The organism is Azospirillum sp. UENF 312511 (assembly GCF_058780635.1).
On record NZ_JBSNCG010000005.1, the window covers coordinates 1,130,131 to 1,147,646 of the forward strand.

The following is a 17,516-nucleotide window of genomic DNA, read 5'->3' on the forward strand; positions in this document are numbered from 1 at the left end:
TTGCAAAGTGATGTCAACGGACAGAGCGTGTCCAGATTTCAATCACCGGGAGCTCCCAGCTTTCAGTCTTGATCTGGCCGCGCCAAGCCTCTGCGCAGTCCTTCCGATGCCGGCGAACCACGGCATGCACACGGGCTTGTTCAACCGCGGAGATCAGATAGGACCAGTGCCGGCTGGCCGCCTCCGAAAGGCGCGCAATCACCGTGCCGTCAGCACTCAGCACCGACACCCGGTCCGTCGGCGAGCGTGCCGCCCGCAAGGTCATCGCATCACCCGGCCGCAGGGCCGCCATCACCCGGTGAACGGCCGCCGTTGCCGGCTGGCGGCCGGCAAAGTCGATGTGCAGGTCGCCAAGCCCGAGCACGGTGCGCTGACGGTGGAGCACTCTCCGGTCGGCGCGCCCGGTATCGGCGCAGGCAACATGGTCGACGCCATCGAGCAGCGGCAGATGCGGATTCCTCACATCCGCACGGCGCATCAGGCACAACGTCTCCCTCGCTCGCGTCATGCCGACGTAGAACAACCGCCGCTCCTCCTCGCTGTCCGCGGCAGCCCTGTCCGATGGCCGTCCGTCCCATCCCCCGTCAAGGAGGATGACGTGCCGGAACTCCAGCCCCTTTGCGCCGTGCAGCGTCCCGATGTGGATGCCGGCGCCGGTCGCGCGCTCGCGGCGCAGCTGGGACAGCCCTTCATACAGGGCCTCGCGCACCGCTTCTGGTTCCGCCGCCCGCCCGGCGCTCGTCGTCGCCCAGCCGCCAAGCAGTTGCTCCACCAGCCCCCACCAGGGCGAGGCGCCCATCTCCTGGCGCAGGGCGGCCAGCTGTGCCTGCAACCATGTCCCGTCAACCCGTGCGGTCGCCCGCTTCAGCCGGTCGAGGAAGGCCACCACCTCGCGCAGCCGGTGCGGGGGAAACCGATCGGACGTGGTGTCGTAGGCGGGATCGCACGGAATGCCGGCCTGGTCGCACAACGCGTGGAACGGCGCCAGAACGTGGCGTTGACGCGCCAGCACGGCGAAGTCGCTCCACGACGTGCCGGAATGTCGAGCCCGCCGCTGCTCGATGACGTCCAGCACCGCGCCGATCTGATGCGCGATGGTCTCCACCGCCAGAACCCGCACGGGTTCGCCCGCCGGGTCCTCGGCCCGCGCCCGGTCGATGCGGATGGGGTGCTCGGTCTTCATCCGGTCGGTGTTGTGCCGGATCAGCGTGTTCGATGCGGCGATCACGGCGGCGGTGGAGCGGTAGTTCTCCACCAGATGGTGAACCTCCGCCGCGTAGTCGGCCTGGTACCGGCGGATGAACGCGACGTCGGCGTGACGGAAGCCGTACACCGCCTGGTCGTCGTCCCCGACGGCCATCAGCGCGATCCGCGCTTCGGCGTCCTTCTCCTGGCGGCCGGCGATGGCGGAGACGAGGTCGTACTGCTCCTCGTCGATGTCCTGGTATTCGTCGATCAGGATGTAGCGGTAGCGCGCCAGCAGCCGTTCCCGCACGTCCTCGGCGTCGAGGCCGGGAAAGGCGCTTTCCCCGCGCAGAAGTGCCGTGGCGTCGCCGATTACACCGGAGAAGGGATCGGCGGGCGCGCTGTCCGGCCGGTGCTCCAGGCGCTCGGCGATGCTCGCCCCGACCAGACGCATGGCCAGCGCGTGGTAGGTGTAGGCGTCGATCCAGCCGGCCTCGTCGCCGATCAGGGCGCGCAGCCGTCGGCGGATCGACAGTGCGGCCGCGTGGTTGTAGCACAGCACCAGGATTGCCTGTGCCGGCACCCGCAGCACCCGCATCAGGTAGGCACAGCGGTGGACGATGACGCGGGTCTTCCCCGACCCCGGTCCGGCCAGAACCAGCAGGTTGCGCCCGACCGGCGCGGTCACGATCGCCTGCTGCGCCGGATTGGCGAGATCGGTGACGATGCGGGCATAGCTGTCCGCCGACACCGGGCGGGCCAACTCGGCGCGCCGGCCCGGGAAGTGGCGGGCGAGCAGCCGGTCTTCCGGCAGGGCGAAGTAATCGGCGGCGAAGGCCGCCGCCCGCTCCGGGCTGGTGAGCCCCAGACGGGCGTATTCGCCCATGGCGTGGATCTGGAAGGTGCGGCCGGCGTAATGGCGGGCCAGCGGTTCATGGTCCTCGTTGGTGTAGCGCCGTCCCCGCGCCGCCTCCGGCAGCCGCAAGCTCAGACCCTGGCGGAACACCGACAGGCCGCCTTGCAGCAGGATCACCTTCCAGTCGTGCAGCATCAGCAGCGCCGCCTGGACCGCGGCGATAGGATCGGACACCTCGGCGGCCAGCGTCAGGTCATCGGTCACCGCCCGGGCCAGCTCCTCGATGGCGAAGGGCACCACCGTCTTGCCCGCGCCGTCCGCGGCCCGGCCGGTCGCCAGCAGACGGTCGAGCACCAGGGAGGCGACCGCTTCCTGCCGGCGCAGGCCATCCTCCAGGCCCTGCCACGTTCCCGCCAGCGTCAGGCTGTACCGCCAGCGTGCCACCGTGGCGAGACGCAGGCGTGCGTTGCCCCCACGGTTGGTGTCGGACAGCGTTTTCAGCAGCCGCAGAACCACTTCGGGCTGGCACTCGGCGCAGCCCCGGTCGCGCAGCCGCTGGGTGGCCGCCGTCAGCGACAGGCACAGCTCCTCCCCATCCGGCGCCTCCTCCCGCAGCATCGCCAGCAGAGTGCGGGCGGCACCGGAAAACTGGGCCAGGACACGGCGCGAGGCGTTGACGCCCAACGGCCTCACCTGTGCGGTCAGCACGGTCCCGCTCTCGATCAGGCCGTGGCCGGCCATCGCGGTCAGCACCGTCAGCACCTTGGCGGTCGCCTCCTGCGGCGGGCCGGCGGTGTCGGCCGCCAGGGGATCGAGAGCGGCCAGCGTGTCGACGGTCAGCGGGTACTCCTCGCTGGGATCGGCGGCGACCGCCACCAGCGTGCGGAAGATGGCCATCCACTGCGCCACCGTCGCCGTGGGCAGACCCAGACGCTCGATGGCGGTGCGCGCCTGCTCCAGCGACAGCGGCTTGGGCCGCGCGGTGATGACGGAGGTCCGGTTCTCGGACCGGATGACCAGCCCGGCGCGCTCCAGCCAGGACAGCGCCGTCTTCACCTTGGTGTCGGCGTCCGAATCGTCGGCCGCGAAGCCGAGGTCGAGTTCCGGATCGGCCACCAGCTCGCCCGCGGTGGCCACCACCTCGTCCTTTCCCAACCGCTGCGACAGCCGCCGCACGCCCCGCAGGATCTGCCCGATGTCGCGCCGCCGCAGCTCCGACCGGGCGGCGAGGCGAAACTGCTCCTCCAGATCGTCGGGATCGAACAGCAGCACGCAGGTTGCCGGCAGCCCGTCCCGTCCGGCGCGTCCGGCCTCCTGCGTGTACGCTTCCAGGGAGCCGGGCACATCGGCGTGCACCACCAGCCGCACGCTGTCCTTGTCGATGCCCATGCCGAAGGCGTTGGTGGCGCACACCACGGAAATGGAGCCGCCGATGAAGCCCGCCAGAACCTCCGCCTTGTCGGCGGCCTTCATGCCGGCATGGAAGGCGGCGGCCGGCCAGCCGTATCCGGTCAGCGCGTCCCGCAGATCCTGGGTGCCGCGCCGGGTGGCGGCGTAGACCACGGCGCAGGCCGACGCGCCGTCCTGCCGGACATGCTGCTCGAGCAGGGCGGCGATGCGCTCGACCTTTTCCGCCGGCGTGATGCTCTCGACGGCGAAGGTCAGGTTGGAGCGCTCGGCGCCCCCGGCATACAGGTCGAGCTCCTGCCCCAGCCGGTCACGGATGTGGCCGCGGATCTCCTCGACGACCTCGTGCTTGGCGGTGGCGGTCAGGCAGGTGACGGGCGGCGGCGGCGTGCCCTGGCGTTCGGCCAGTTCGGCGATGAAGCGCGCGGTGTAGAGATAGTCGGGGCGGAAGTCATGGCCCCACTTGGACAGGCAGTGCGCCTCGTCGAACACCCAGGCACCGATCTCCCGCTGCTCGATGGTGCGGACGACGGACGGGTTGCGCAGCTGTTCGGGGGACACATAGAGGAGGGCGACGTCGCCCTGGCGCACCCGGTCCATCACCGCGCCTCGCTCCGGCAGGGTGAGCGCTCCGTAGAGCGCGGCCGCCGCCGCCGGCCGGCCGGTCTTGGTGCGGAAATTGTCCACCTGATCCTTCATCAGCGCCTGCAGTGGCGACACCACCACGGTCAACGCCCCGGTGCGCTGGTGGCGGGCCAGGGCCGGCACCTGGAAGCACAGCGACTTGCCGCCGCCGGTGGGCAGCACCGCCAGCGCCGGCCGCCCGGCGAGGCCGGCCTCGACGATGCGTTGTTGCAGGCTCCCGCCGTCGGGCGCGGCCGGCCACGGTCGGAAGGCGTCGAACCCGAAGGTCTCCCGCAGCCAATGCGTCGCGCTGAAGGCGGTGCGGCACCACGCGCACGCGGGGTCGTCGCACGGCGTGTCGCGCAGGTCGCACAGCAGCGGCCCGACCGCCGGGTGCTGATGGCGCACCCAGGCCGGCAACACCGAGGCGCCGCCCGCCACACCGAGCCACGCCAGCGTGTGGGCGAAGGCGAGGCGCGCTGCGGGCGGTTCCAGCCCAGCCGCAGCGAGGCGGGCGGACGCGGTCGTGCAGACGCGTGCCGTCGCGCACCGCATCCACAGCGCGAGGGCCGCGGACGCCGTCGGCGGCAGGGCCGCGCCGCACAGGCCGAGCAGGTCGGCCATGCCGCTTTGGCCTGGGCCGGACAGTGCGAAGCGGTGGAACGCGGCGGCGTCCGGCGTCTGCCGCGCCAGCCGGGCGAAGGCATCGATCTCGTCGCGCAGCACCGCCCGGCACAGCCGGGCGTCGGCGACCGGATCGTTCACCGCATCCTTCGCGAGCTTGTAGCCCTTGATCAGCCGGTGATAGGGGTTGGCCGGGAAGGCCAGCGGCGACAGCACCAGCGTGTCCACCACCGGCAACGTCCATGCGCCCAGCCCCGGCAACGCGTCGCGCAGAATCGGCAGATCGTGTGCCAGGATGTTGTGGCCGGCGATGCGCTCGGCGCCTCGGACGAATCCGTCCAGTCCAGCGAAGGCGAAGGGCCTGGAACCCTGCTTCTCCCATCGGAAGATCCGGTCGTCCAGCACCGCGCCGACCGCATTCGGGCGCCCGCTACGGTCGGCTTCGACGTCGATGAACAGCGTCTTTGCCAGATAGGTGTCCACGCTCGCATCGGACAGCGGGGCGCGGCATTGCCGTTTCCTGAGGAGCGCGTCGAGGGCTTGGGACAGCAAGGAGGAAGTTCACTTCAAAGGCGATGCAACCGTCGCGAAAACTTCTACAGCGTGCGGATGCACAACCACAACGACGTTTTTCCGCTTTGTCTTTTCGGCGGCGATCCGGATACCCGGAATGACGGATTTACGGAAAACCGGCGGCCTGTGAAAACGAACCGCCGGATCATGCCTCAGGGCGTGGTCCGTGTGGGCAATGGCACCGGTGGCGACCGGGGCGATCCGACCGGCCGGTAGGTCCGACGGGGTGACGGCGGGAATGGGCGCGCGTTTGGCGCGCCTCAATTCCCACCATGGTTCAGCCCCGCCGGTGGCTCGGTGCCTTTGCGCAGGCGGACGCCGACACCTTCGCCATTGCTGGGGATGAAGATGACGCCGGCCGCCTCGAGCGCGTCCTTCAGCGCCCGCAGAATGGCTGGTATGGGGGTGCGCCCGCCTTTCTCGAAATGCGTGATGGTGCGCAAGCTCACGCCGCTCGCCTCGGCGAGCTGCTGCTGAGTCATGTTCACCAGACCGCGGGCGGCGCGGCATTGAGCGGGCGTCAGATTCATGTGCCGGATGGTAGGCGGGTACGCAGAAAGCGCAAGGAGACGGAAAATACGATTGCGCTTTATACGCACAAGTGCGAAAAATACGTACTCATCTGAACCGTCAGGAACTCGGCTTCGCGTGGGTATGCCCCTGGTGTCCTGGCCGACAGGCCCAAGCCCCTATCCGAGTCGGACCCTGAAGCGACGCTAACTGACCCAGCCGGAATGGAGGGGACCGATCATGCCACGGGAGACGCGCACGCCAAGATTGAGGACCAGCAAAGCATCACGTCACGCGGCCTTGTCCGCGGCGATCCGGGTGCTGGACGCCGCCCCGGATGGGAATGATGCGGAGCCCCTCCTCGTTCTCTGGAAGGAATGGCGGGCTGCCTTTCCTCTGTCGGAGCATCTCTGCCGTGAGGCGCAACAGCTGGAACGTTACCTGATCGGCCGCATCGGCTTGCCGGCCGTCGAGATCCCGATGAGCGATCCCGAACGGCCGATGGTCCGGGCAACGGATCCGCGCCAGATCGACCGGGTGCTGGGCACGGCCCCGGCGAGATTGGCGCAACGCCGCCGCCTGAAACGCGCTCTGAGGGTGGCGCGTGCCCGTTGGAACGCCGAAGCCGCCGCCTGTGGGCTCACCGCGGCCATCCGGTCGGAGGTTGCCGCCGACCACCGCGTCGATGAGCTGCTGCGCATCGCCGCCGTGACGCCGGCCCACTCGCTGATGGGCGCGATTGCCAAGCTCGTCGTCATCGAGCAATGGGGAGAGCGGGAACCGGAGGGCGACGACCTTCCCTGGCCGTTTCTGCGCAGCGTGCTGTCCGACCTCGTCACCTTGGCGGCGGAGCAGCAGCAGCGTCCGACACTGTCCGGCTGAGCCGGTCGCCGACTCTTTTCCTGAACTGCGGCAAAACACCCGTGGCGCCATTTGGACACACGCTCCGTTTCCTTCCGGACGGATGGTGCGTCTGTCGGGTCGCGCCCTGTCGGTCCTGTGCACCGATGATGGCGCCCGTCGGCCGAGGCGCGGGCGCCTTTCCCTACCCGGTTGCCCCCGCGGCGGCGGAAAGGCTGTGGGCGTTGAGCAAGGCGTTGACCGGCGTGCATCTGCCGGCGTAATCAGGGGGGCGTGCGCAGCGGGCCTCTCATGTCCACCGGGCCTGCCGCCTTCTCCACCTCACGGCTTTCGCAGGAACGCATCGTTTGCGGGAGGGAGGCAGGGTTGGAAGAGCTGCCGATCGGCAAGGCGTTCACGCTGATCGAGCCGGGGCCGGTCGTCCTGGTGACGACGAGCGACGGCCGCACGGATAACGTGATGACCATCTCCTGGACGATGGTGCTGGATTTCACGGCGAAATTCGCCATCACCACCGGGGCCTGGAACCACTCCTACGCCGCGCTCACCAAGATGAAGGAGTGTGTGATCGCGGTCCCCACGGTGGATCTCCTCGACACTGTCATCGGGGTTGGAACCTGTTCGGGGAGGGACACGGACAAGTTCGCGAGGTTCGGGCTGAGCCGTGTGACGGCGCAGCACGTCCGGGCGCCGCTCATCGCCGAGTGCCTCGCCAACATCGAATGCCGCGTCGCCGAGATCATCGGGCATCACGACATCGTGGTGCTCCAGGGTGTGGCCGCCCATGTCGATGGCAGCCGCAAGGAGAAGAGGCTGATCCACGCCGTCGGCGACGGCACGTTCGTGGCGGATGGCCGGCGTTTCGACCGGAGAGAGGCGATGCGGTCCAAGCTCCCGGGCGGTGTATAGGTCCACCGGCGGGTCCGGTCCATGCCCATCCTGTGCCGCGGATGCTGGTGTCCGTCGGCCGAAGGCAGTGCCGCGGAAAGGGGCATCTTCACAAATGCGCGCCCTGCGGACGTTCCCATATGATGGTGCAAAGCCGCCGCTCCCGTTGTCCACCGAAGGGTAACCGGGGTCCTTCGTGAGCGAGGCGATATGGCGCCCGCGCGAGCAAGCCCGCGCGCCGGGCTCTCGTGAATCGAGCCTCCTGCGGAGTCTCGAACCTGACGGTCCTCGATCCCTGGCGCATCTCCCGCGACGTGCCTTCCTCCTGCAAGGGTGGCGGCGGCAGGAACCGGTTCTCCGGACGCAGGGTGATTCCAACCGCAGCGGGAACGTCAGGGGCCCCCGACGACGATCATCACCGTCAATCCTTGGCGCTTTCCCGTGGCGATCACCGGCCGCCGGCCGTCTCCCGTGCCAGAAAGTTTCAACGCCTGATCGCTGCAGTGGTTCATGGTGCTTCGTCGCTGTCCATGCGGACGCCCGCGCCTTCAAAGGCCCGCCGGAGGCTGCCCGGCACGTAGCCCCGCGACGAGCCCCTGCCGAGTTCGAAGGAACGCACCCCCGACACCGACAGCATCGCCTTCTCGGCGAGGGCTTCCTGCGACCATCCCAGTTGACGCCGGAGGAACCGGCACCGCTCCGGGGGCATGCATCCATCTCCGATCAACCGCTCCATCGGGCGACGCTACCACGGCGGGCGGGAGCCGTTCATGGTCCTTCTCCCAGGCCGAGGCCATGTGAGCGGGGAACTGCGCCGTTTCCGGCACGATTGCATCCGGCGTTGCGTTGTGACGCCGTGAGCGAGGTCGTCTCCGGCGGAACGGCTCGCGGCTCGACCACGGCGGCCTTTCCTGCTGGCGACCCTGACGCCGGGTGCGGCTGCGGGGCAGCCCGACCTCGATCCCACAACCGGCGGGAGCCGACCTTCTTCCCCGCCGTGCTCGGCCAAGGCCTGCGCGCGGCTTCCTCGCGCGACAAGAAGCTTGGCTCCCGCCGGTCCTCCGCTGCGCTGTGGCCCTTCGGGTGCGGGCCGGTCGCCCGGCGCCCTTGTGATCGCCATCAAGGCCGCGGTGGTCGCGGCCGAACCCAGCGACGGAGGCGACTATGGCTCAGATCGGCACCTTCACCCGCAACGACGATGGCTCCTTCACCGGCACCATCAAGACGCTCACCCTCAACATCAAGGCCCGCTTCGTCCCGGCCGCGAAGGACAGCGACAAGGCTCCCAACCTGCGCGCCCAGAGCAATGGGATCGAGATCGGCGCGGGGTGGCGCAAGACCGCCAAGGAGACCGGCCGCGACTACCACTCGGTCAAGCTGGACGATCCGAGCTTCCCCGCCCCGATCTATGCCAGTCTGGTCGAGGTCGACGGCGGCTACGCCCTGATCTGGTCCCGCTGAGGCCGGCCACCGGGTGCGGCGCATCCCCGGGCGCCGCACCCGGCTCCGGGCCATAACGGACCTGCTCGAACGCGACGAGCGGTTGGTGCCGCCGTTCGTGATGGCCGTGATCGCCACGCGACCGGTCGCGGGCCGAGATGGGGAGGCCCTGTGCTCCCGAAAGTCCGTCTGTCTCTTCGGACGTCCCAGCCTACCATGCCGGAGCGGTCCGCCTCGAGGACGAGCGGTCCCCCCCAAAAGGCTGGCGCCTTTTGGCTCCCCCGCTCGCCGGCACGCCGGTCGCCTGCGGCGATCCTCGACCCGGACCGCTCCGGCATCGTGACGCCCCCTCGTCTTCAAAACCAGAGGAGGGGACGATGCTCACCATCCATGACCAGATCCGGGAACTGCGGGCCGAGCTGGCATCCTGCGCCCTGACTCGCCGTGAACGCGCCCAGGCCCGGGCCGAACTGGACCGCCTCCTCGCTCGGCAGGCGAGGATGGACCGCGCCACCGACGCGCTGCTGTTCATCAAGGAGGCGCCGCCTGCCTGAGGCGGCGCCGTGCGTCGCGGCCAGGAGCCTCGTCTTGTGGCGGGAGGACGCCTGCCGACGCGCTCTTCCCGTCACCGCCGGTCGCCACGATCGGGCGCACGGCCCCCCAAATCGTGGACCCGTGTCCCTTTAATCGTTGAACGGGATTTTCTTTTATTCGTGGACTCGCGCATCGGTGCGCCGTCATCAACAAGGGTCTGTCCGGTGGTGTGCCGGTGATCACCCTCGGTCGCTGCTCAGGAGCACGGCCCCTTCCACACCCGGATTTACGGAAAACCGGCGATCCGGATATCCGGCTGTCCGTCGATCCGGACATCCGCCAATCCGGGACTCCGGATCGCCGTGAACACGGGAATGCACCCCTGGCCACCGCCCCGATTGGCCGGCATACGCCTAAAAAGTCACGCACCTCTCCCGGAAACCGTTGGCATTGCCAACCCTTTCACCCCAAAAGCAATGGTGGCGGAAACGTGGCGTCCTACCCACGTATGTCGTCACACACCGCCGTCACCGTCCCGAACGGGGCCGGCCAGTTCGGAGAGGAAGGGGTGATCGGGGGGCAGCGTCAGCAGATCGCCGGGGAGCACCTTCAGCGCCCGCGCCAGCCGGCCGAGCGTCACCACGCTCGCCTTGTGCTCGGCCCGCTCGATCTGCCCGACGTAGCTGCGGTCGATGCCCGAGATATGCGCGAGCTCCTCCTGCGTGATGCCGCGCTCACGCCGCAGGCGCCGGATGTTCACGGCCAGGATGTCGGGCAGGTCCTCCATCGCCAGGATGGAGCCCCATTGCGGGAAAAGTCTCCACGGGATACATCTCCCATTCGGACGCCAGCCCATGGCCAACGGGCGGTCTCCAACACCGAAGGGAAAGGAGCCTGCGCATGAGGAAGCCGCGCATCGACACGCCGGTGTTCGACGTGGCGCCCACCGGCGAGACGCTCACCGACTACGACCGGCTGCATCTGGTCACCTACCTGCGCCTGCTCGACGCCGCGGCGGACGGCGCCGACCCCGACGAAGTCGCCCGGATCGTCCTGCGCATCGACCCGGACGAGGAGCCCGAGCGCGCCCGGCGTGCCCACGCCAGCCACCTTGCCCGCGCCCGTTGGATGACCGAAAGCGGCTACCGCCACCTGCTCGTTTCGAATTAAGCCGCCATTGCCGCACGGCCCTTCCGGCATCGCCGAACGCCGGCTGGGCGGCTCTTTTCCTGTCCGGTCAAGCGCTTCCTCCCCTTTCGATCGGGGTGTGCCGGTTGCATCGATCCCCCGATACGCCGCACCGGCCTACCGGTGCGCTCGGCGATTCGCAACCTGAGCGTTCGGATGCGCATCCGTCCCTTCATCCCTGACGAGGACGGTAACCATGACGAACACGAGAGACTGGCGGTCCGCCACCGCCTACGCCGACACGGCATCGCTGCCGGTGGCGGGCTGGGCGTGGGAGTTCCTGCGCCGCAATCCCGAGTACAGGGCCGCGACGCGGGCCGCCGCGCCGCGCTCGCCCGAGTACGCCGCCGTCGGCCGGCGCTGGGGGTTGTCCTTTCGCCGAGGACCCGGACCGGACCGCCCACGACACGGCGATCTTCTGGACGCCCGACCTGCTGCCGGACCTGGTGCGGCTGATCCCAGCCCCCACGCAGCCGATCCCCGTGGCTCCCGCGGCTGATCCGTTGGCCGGGCCGGGGCGGCGGGCGGTGCTGGCGACGCCGGACGGCCTCCACGTGGTGATCGCCGACGGCGCCCGCGAGCGGCGCTTCCTGGTCCTGGCGCCCGACCTGCCGGCACCGGGAACGCCGCTGTGGGCCGCCGTGGCGTTCGACCGGCCGCGGGCGCCACAGGTCGTCGGGATCGAGCGGCTGGCGGCGCTGATGGCCGGCCGGCCGCCGCCGCCCGAGCTGACGCCCACCCAGACCGGCCTGCTGCGCCACGCCCTGCAGGCGCTCGACGCCGCCCTGGCCGGCGCCAGCCTGCGCGACACCGCCGAGGCGGTGTTCGGCGAGCGGCGGGTGGCGGCCGACTGGTTCCGCTCCAGCCCCCTGCGCGACCAGGTCCGCTACCTGGTCCGCCGGGGCCGGCGGCTGATGGCCGGCGGCTACCGCGACCTGCTGGCCGGCCGCCTCGGACGCGGCCAGCGGTAGACCGCTCTGGGGAGGGGCCGGGGGACTCCGGCCCCTCCGGTCTTTCCCCTCCCCGGCGCTTTCGTGTTTCCGCGAGCCTTCCGCCATCGCGCCCCGCCGCTCCCGGCGGCGCGCTCCGGAACACGGAGGCTCGACCATGCACGACACCGCCGACGACCTGCCGCAACGTTTCCTGCGCACGGCCGAGGCCGGGCGCTTCCTCGGCCTGTCCGGCCGGACGCTGGAGAAGCACCGCGTCTACGGCACCGGACCGCGCTACCGCAAGATCGGCGGGCGCGTCGTCTACGCGCTCGACGACTTGAAGGCCTGGGCCGACCGCGGCCTGCGCACCTCCACCTCCGACCCCGGCGGCGCCACCGTGCGGCCGGCCCGCCGCTGAGGGGAGGCGAGCATGGACGACCCTCGCTTTTCCGCCCGCCGCGCCGACATCGCGGTGCGCGACGTCGCCGACCTGATGGTCTGGCCGTGGTTCAGCCTCGCCAAATCCCCGCGCCGGGCGCCCATCGTCTTCGAGCAGGGGGCGGTGCGCATCCGGGTCGAGCCGGCCGGCGACCTCGGCATCGCCACCCTCTGGGACGCCGACGTGCTGGTCTGGGCGGTCAGCCAGCTGACCGAGGCCCTCGACGCCGGCCGGACGCCCGGCCGGCATCTGGAAACCCCGGCGTACCCGCTTCTGCGCTTCCTCGGCCGCGGCGTCGGCCGGCACGACTACGTGTTGCTGCGCGCCGCCTTCGACCGGCTGGCGGCCACCCGCGTCGAGACCACGCTGCGCGCCGGGCCGCAAGGACTGGCTCGTTTTTGCTGGCTGGAGGGGTGGGAACCGACCGCGGCCGGGGTCCGCCTGACGCTGCCGGACTGGCTGTTCACGGCGGTGCACGACCGGCAGGTGCTGACGCTCGACCCCGGCTACTTCGCCCTGACCGGCGGGGTGGCGCGCTGGCTGTACCGGCTGGTGCGCAAGATGGGCGGCCGGCAGCGCGGCGGCGGCGCCATCGGGTTGCACCGCCTGCACGCCCGCAGCGGCAGTCCGGTGCGCCCGGCCGAGTTCGCCCGCCACATCCGGCGGATCGCCGCGTCCGGTCTGCCGGGCTACCGGCTGTCCATCGAGCGGGGCGGTGGTGAGGAGCGCCTGCTGTTCTCCCGAGCGCGACCCTTGGCGAACCTGTCCACAGCCCCCTGTGAGCAACCTGTGAATGATGTTGGGACATCGAAACTATCTAAAAACGGGATATCACTATACCGACTCGCGGGAGAACGCCACCCCGACTCGGAGTCAAACCCTTGCCCCGCCTCACCGATTCGCTCCTATAACTTATATAACTTAAACAATAACAGACTCTTGGCGGCTGACTCCACGAATCCTCTCCCTGTGGATAAGTCCCCCGGAGCGGGGAGGGCGCCGCGATGATCGTGGCCTTCCTCAACCAGAAGGGGGGTGTCGGCAAGACGACCCTCGCCCTCCACCTCGCCGGCGAGCTGACCCGGCGTGGGCACCGGGTGCTGCTGGTCGACGCCGACCCCCAGGGCTCGGCGCTCGACTGGGCCGAGCAGCGCAACCGCGAGGGGCTGCCCCGGCTGTTCGCCATGGTCGGGCTGGCGCGCGAGACCCTGCACCGCGAGGTGCCCGACCTCGCCTCCGGGGTCGAGCACGTGGTCATCGACGGGCCGCCGCGGGTGACGGCGCTGGCGCGCTCGGCGATCCTGACCGCCCAGCGGGTGCTGATCCCGGTGCAGCCCAGCCCGTTCGACGCCTGGGCCTCGGCCGAGCTGCTGCGCCTGCTCGACGAGGCGCGCGGCTGGAAACCGGACCTGATCGCCCGTTTCCTGCTCAACCGCTGCATCGCCCGCACCCGGCTGCTGGCCGATGCCCGCCGCGAGCTGGCCGGGGTGGTGCCGCCGGCGATGGCGGCGTCGGTCGGCCAGCGCGTCGTCTTCGCCCGCTGCGTGCGGTCCGGCCGGCTGGCCTTCGAGAGCGAGCCAGGCTCCACGGCGGCGCGTGAGATCGCGGCCCTGGCCGCCGAGCTGCTGGAGACCGGGCCGTGAGCGGGGAGCGGATCGGCTTCGGCGCGCGTCCTGGCGCGCCCGACGCCTGGGTGCGCCGGGGCGAGGGCGGGCCGGCCAAGGCGGAGGTCTACACCGCGCGGCTGACGGTGGACATCACGCCGGAGCTGCGCGGGCGGATCAGGATCGCCGCCTTCCGCCGGGGTGTCACCATGGCGGCGCTATTGCGCGAGCTGCTGGAAGCCCGCTTCGCCGGGGAGGAGGGGGCATGATCGCCGCCCTGGTCAACCTGACGCCGGGGGTGGGCCGCACGACGCTGGCGGTCAACCTGGCCGGCGAGCTGGCCCTGCAAGGCAAGCGGGTGGCGCTGATGGACGTGGACGGCGCCTCGGGCGTTCGGGACTGGGCGGGGATGCGGCGGCGCAACGACCTGCCGGCCCTGTTCGACACCGTCACGATCACCAGCGCCCAGCTGCGCTGCGGGTTGTGGGGGCTGGGCACCAGCTTCGATCACGTGGTCATCGACACCCCGGCCCGTTCGCCGGCGGCGGTGCGGGCGGCCCTGCTGGCGGCGGAGACCGTGCTGGTGCCGACGCCGCCGGACCGGGAGGCGGTGGTGCGCTGTGCCGCCACGATGCAACTGGTCATCGAGGCGCTGGCGGTGGAGCCGGCGATGACAGCGGCGCTGGTGCTGACCCGGGCGCCGGAAGGACTGGTGGTGGACCCAGGCACCGAGGCGGGGGTGCTGGGGCTGCTCCTGCCGGTGTCGGCGGCGGTGGTGCGGCAGCGGTTGGCGTTCGCGACGAGCTGCAACACCGGGCTGCTGGTGCCGGAGCTGGAGATGGCCGGGCGGGCCGAGGTCGACATCCGCTGTCTCGTCTCCGAGGTCTTCGGCCTGGGATCGGTCCCGGTGGCAGGCTGATCGGGCAGGGCGGCGGCCTGCTTTTTTTCCGGAGCCAAGCCGATCGCACAATGGCGTGCAAAGACAGGAAATCGGACAAGGTTTCCAAGCTTCGGCGGACTTCTGTGAGTGCGTGCGGAAGAAGAGAAGTCAACGGTCAGCAAGATAAAGGGGCGGTTCGCCGTTGTTCGTGGTCGTTGTTTTCCATAAGATTTTCCTGTGTACGCGCTCTCTGAGGCGAACATTGGCGAACATGTCCATCGAAGTCCCGATAATCCCTTTGAATTCTTGTCAGATAGTGGTTTTCGACGCATCGTCGGCCCGGTTTTGTCTTCCGGCCGGCCTAGGGCCGGTCCCGGTTTGCGGAGGAGTACCGGCATGCGGTGGCGTGGGTCGATCTTCGACGGCCTCTCGGCCGACGACGGCTTCAAGGCCCGCATGAAGGCGCTGGCCGACCGTGGCCGGGCGCTCGCCCGCGGCTATGTCCGCCGCCCCGAGCGCCGGGTCAGGATGCGGGCCGCGCCGGCCAGTCCGAACGCCTACGCCCGTCCGGTCAACGTCAAGCTGCTCTACCATGACCGCGCCCGCGGTGCCTTCCCGAACTCGGTCGCCGTGCTGGCCAACTACCTCGCCAAGGACGGCCCGCTGTTCGACCGCGACCGCCTCGGCATCGACAAGGGGGAGGTCGCAGCATCCTGGTCGGACGACCGCCGCGTCTTCCACGTCATCGTCAGCCCCAACGACGGCCACCGCATCGACGACATGGTGGCCTACGGCCGCGAGGTCATGACCGCCTGGGAGCGGCGGGTGGGGGAACTCGAGTGGGTCGCCGCAGTCGAGCGCAAGCCCGACATGGCCCACCCGGACGGCAACCAGCACCTGCACGTGATGATCCGCGGCGTCCAGGACGACCGCGACCTCTACTTCGAGCGCGATGTCGTCACCCACTGGTTCCGTCACGACGCGGTGGAGGTCACCACCCGGACGCTGGGGTGGATGGACGAGCGCGAGCGGCAGGCCTACGAGCGCCAGCTCATCGACATGCAGCGCCTGCGCGAGGAACGCGGCCGTGAGATCGGGCGTGACGGCCTGGACGACCTCGGAGGGCGCGAGCTGTGACGCGCTCCCTGCTCCTCACCCTGCTCGGTGGCGGTGCCGTGTGGCTGCTGACGGTGGCGGTCGTCACCGAGCTGGTTGGCTGGCTGTTCGGCTGGCCGGCCGTCTTCGGCGGGCTGCGCATTGGCACCGTCGCGCTCTATTGGCCCGGCGAGTTCCTGGCTTGGCGGAGCCTGCTGGCCCCCGGCCACCGCTGGATCGTCACCGTCGCCGTTCTGGTCTGCACCGCTGCCGCCCTGGCGCTGGTGGTGCGCGCCGGCCTCGCCCTGCGCGGCGACCGCGGTCCCCGCTTCGGCGCCGGCCGCTGGGCCGACGGCGCCGACGTCCGCCGCAGCGGCCTGTTGTGAAGGAGACGGCGATGACGGACTCCTGCATCGTCCTCGGCGCCTGGAACGGCCGCCCCTTGCGCGAGCGCACCCTGCAGCCGGTGCTGGCAATCGGCCCCACCGGCTCGGGCAAGACCACCACCACGGTGCTGCCCACCCTGTTCGCCGGCTGGCGTGAGAGCGCTGTCGTCTGGGACTTCAAGGGCGCCATGGCCGGCGACAGCGGGGCGGCGCGCGAGCGCTTCGGCGACGTCATCGTGCTCGACCTCGCCCGGCCCGGCGGTCCCCGCTACAACCCGCTGATGGCGGTGCGCCCCGGCCCGCATCTGGTGCCGGACTGCCAGCACGCCGCCCGCATCCTCACCGAGGGCGAGAAGGAGGGGCACTGGCGCAACGCCGCCTTCTCCTACCTCACCGGCGTCTTCGTCTATCTCCTCACCGCGGCGGCCGACGGGGAGAAGTCGCTGGCCGGGGCGCGCCGGCACATCCTGCTCGGCGACGACGGGCTGACGCTGATGCTGGCCGAGGGCGTTCACCCGACCGCGCAGCGCGCCGCCCAGGAGCTGTGGGACAAGAGCGTCGCCGCCGATGCCGAGCCGGACGAGGACGGCAAGAAGGACCCGCCGGCCCGCAAGGGCGGCCGGGGCGGGGCGGTCGACAAGAGCCTGCATTACCGCAAGTCCGTCTACGTCACCGCCTCGGTGCTGCTCGCCGAGTTCGAGGACAGCGTGCTGGAGGCGCAGACCGCCGCCAGCGACTTCTCGATTGCCGACCTCGTGGCCGGAGAGCGGCCGGTGACGCTCTACATCGTCGCCCGGCCGATGGACGCGCGGCGCCTGCGCCGGGTCTTCACCCTGATCCTCACCCAGATGATCGACTTCCTCACCGTCGACCGATCTCTCGCCGACGACGGGCGGGCGCGGCGCTGGAAGCTGCTGGTGGCGCTCGACGAGTTCCTCCAGTTCCGCATGCCCGAGGCCGCGGAATGGATCCGCTACGTCCGCGAGTACGGCATCCGCCTGCTGCTGCTCGCCCAGAGCCTGGGCGAGGTCGAGGAGCGCTACGGCAAGGGACTGACCGCCAACACCCGCCTCGTCGTCTTCCGCCCGAACTCCTCGGACGAGGCCGAGCGGATCAGCCGAATGGTCGGCGAGGCCATCGAGGAGGTGCCGACACGCTCGACCTCCAAGGGCCTGCTCGACCTGTTCCCCACCGTCAGCCGCGGGGTGCGGGTGGACCGCCGCCCGGTGCTGCCGATGCACGCGGCGCTGGAGATGGACGGCAACGACCTGATCGTCTTCGGCTACGGCAAGCCGATCCGCGCCACCCGCCTGCACCCGTACGCCGATCCGGCCTGGAAACCCTTCTACGGCCCGCCGGCCCGTGGCTGGACACCCCGGCCCGAGGCCAACCGCTGGTTCGGCGTCCCGGGCGGGCAGGGGGCTGGACCGGACGTCCCCGCGAAGCCGCCGCGCCCCGTCCGCCCGTCCCGCCGCAAGACCATCATGTGA

General features: G+C 70.5%; 19 protein-coding genes. 15 read left to right on the plus strand and 4 right to left on the minus strand.

The annotated features are described in order from the left end of the window. Positions 1-13: 13 nt before the first annotated feature. Positions 14-5,248 (minus strand): RecQ family ATP-dependent DNA helicase, encoded by a 5,235-nt coding sequence (locus tag ACWPN7_RS33455; RefSeq protein ID WP_200474810.1) that lies wholly within the window; start codon positions 5,246-5,248, stop codon positions 14-16. A gap of 281 nt (positions 5,249-5,529) precedes the next feature. Then, on the minus strand, positions 5,530-5,799 hold the full coding sequence (locus ACWPN7_RS33460; protein ID WP_200474811.1) for a helix-turn-helix domain-containing protein: 270 nt from the start codon (positions 5,797-5,799) through the stop codon (positions 5,530-5,532). A 247-nt stretch (positions 5,800-6,046) separates the two neighbouring features. Between ACWPN7_RS33460 and ACWPN7_RS33465 the strand changes: the two genes are divergently transcribed. Then, positions 6,047-6,661 carry a hypothetical protein gene (locus ACWPN7_RS33465; RefSeq protein ID WP_459197892.1) on the plus strand — a complete coding sequence of 205 codons (615 nt, stop codon included), beginning with the start codon at positions 6,047-6,049 and terminating at the stop codon, positions 6,659-6,661. A 345-nt stretch (positions 6,662-7,006) separates the two neighbouring features. Continuing rightward, a complete protein-coding gene (locus ACWPN7_RS33470; protein ID WP_200474813.1) occupies positions 7,007-7,549 on the plus strand; it encodes a flavin reductase family protein in 543 nt (180 codons plus the stop codon). Positions 7,550-8,036: 487 nt separating this feature from the next. On the opposite strand, the gene ACWPN7_RS33475 is transcribed toward ACWPN7_RS33470, so the two are convergent. Next, complete coding sequence (locus tag ACWPN7_RS33475; protein ID WP_200474814.1) at positions 8,037-8,237, minus strand: helix-turn-helix domain-containing protein; 201 nt, start codon at positions 8,235-8,237, stop codon at positions 8,037-8,039. A gap of 455 nt (positions 8,238-8,692) precedes the next feature. Here ACWPN7_RS33475 and ACWPN7_RS33480 point away from each other — a divergent pair, with 455 nt between their 5' ends. Next, a complete protein-coding gene (locus ACWPN7_RS33480; RefSeq protein ID WP_200474815.1) occupies positions 8,693-8,989 on the plus strand; it encodes a DUF736 domain-containing protein in 297 nt (98 codons plus the stop codon). A 356-nt stretch (positions 8,990-9,345) separates the two neighbouring features. Further along, on the plus strand, positions 9,346-9,522 hold the full coding sequence (locus ACWPN7_RS33485; RefSeq protein WP_200474816.1) for a hypothetical protein: 177 nt from the start codon (positions 9,346-9,348) through the stop codon (positions 9,520-9,522). Positions 9,523-10,016: 494 nt separating this feature from the next. Here ACWPN7_RS33485 and ACWPN7_RS33490 read toward each other — a convergent pair whose 3' ends face one another. After that, complete coding sequence (locus ACWPN7_RS33490) at positions 10,017-10,289, minus strand: helix-turn-helix domain-containing protein (protein ID WP_200474817.1); 273 nt, start codon at positions 10,287-10,289, stop codon at positions 10,017-10,019. A 113-nt stretch (positions 10,290-10,402) separates the two neighbouring features. On the opposite strand from ACWPN7_RS33490, the gene ACWPN7_RS33495 reads away from it, so the two are divergent. From ACWPN7_RS33495 to ACWPN7_RS33545, 11 genes are all read left to right on the plus strand, one after another. After that, positions 10,403-10,672, plus strand: coding sequence for a DNA -binding domain-containing protein (locus tag ACWPN7_RS33495; protein WP_200474818.1), 270 nt, complete (start codon positions 10,403-10,405; stop codon positions 10,670-10,672). A gap of 214 nt (positions 10,673-10,886) precedes the next feature. Next, entirely contained in the window at positions 10,887-11,189 is a 303-nt protein-coding gene (locus tag ACWPN7_RS33500) for a transcriptional regulator domain-containing protein (protein ID WP_200474819.1), read from the plus strand. Further along, complete coding sequence (locus ACWPN7_RS33505) at positions 11,173-11,661, plus strand: DUF2285 domain-containing protein (RefSeq protein ID WP_307832509.1); 489 nt, start codon at positions 11,173-11,175, stop codon at positions 11,659-11,661. The genes ACWPN7_RS33500 and ACWPN7_RS33505 overlap by 17 nt, the downstream gene beginning before the upstream one ends. A 136-nt stretch (positions 11,662-11,797) precedes the next feature. Next, positions 11,798-12,040, plus strand: coding sequence for a helix-turn-helix transcriptional regulator (locus ACWPN7_RS33510; protein ID WP_200474820.1), 243 nt, complete (start codon positions 11,798-11,800; stop codon positions 12,038-12,040). Positions 12,041-12,052: 12 nt separating this feature from the next. Further along, positions 12,053-13,069, plus strand: coding sequence for a replication initiator protein A (locus ACWPN7_RS33515; protein ID WP_247891425.1), 1,017 nt, complete (start codon positions 12,053-12,055; stop codon positions 13,067-13,069). Next, entirely contained in the window at positions 13,066-13,704 is a 639-nt protein-coding gene (gene parA / locus ACWPN7_RS33520) for a ParA family partition ATPase (RefSeq protein WP_200474821.1), read from the plus strand. The genes ACWPN7_RS33515 and parA overlap by 4 nt, the downstream gene beginning before the upstream one ends. Next, complete coding sequence (locus tag ACWPN7_RS33525; protein ID WP_200474822.1) at positions 13,701-13,934, plus strand: chromosome partitioning protein ParB; 234 nt, start codon at positions 13,701-13,703, stop codon at positions 13,932-13,934. Before parA ends, ACWPN7_RS33525 begins: the two co-directional genes overlap by 4 nt. Beyond that, complete coding sequence (locus tag ACWPN7_RS33530; RefSeq protein ID WP_200474823.1) at positions 13,931-14,584, plus strand: AAA family ATPase; 654 nt, start codon at positions 13,931-13,933, stop codon at positions 14,582-14,584. Before ACWPN7_RS33525 ends, ACWPN7_RS33530 begins: the two co-directional genes overlap by 4 nt. A gap of 357 nt (positions 14,585-14,941) precedes the next feature. Next, a complete protein-coding gene (locus ACWPN7_RS33535; protein WP_200474824.1) occupies positions 14,942-15,682 on the plus strand; it encodes a hypothetical protein in 741 nt (246 codons plus the stop codon). Beyond that, on the plus strand, positions 15,679-16,026 hold the full coding sequence (locus ACWPN7_RS33540; RefSeq protein WP_137106469.1) for a hypothetical protein: 348 nt from the start codon (positions 15,679-15,681) through the stop codon (positions 16,024-16,026). The genes ACWPN7_RS33535 and ACWPN7_RS33540 overlap by 4 nt, the downstream gene beginning before the upstream one ends. An 11-nt stretch (positions 16,027-16,037) precedes the next feature. Continuing rightward, positions 16,038-17,516 carry a type IV secretory system conjugative DNA transfer family protein gene (locus ACWPN7_RS33545; RefSeq protein ID WP_137106468.1) on the plus strand — a complete coding sequence of 493 codons (1,479 nt, stop codon included), beginning with the start codon at positions 16,038-16,040 and terminating at the stop codon, positions 17,514-17,516.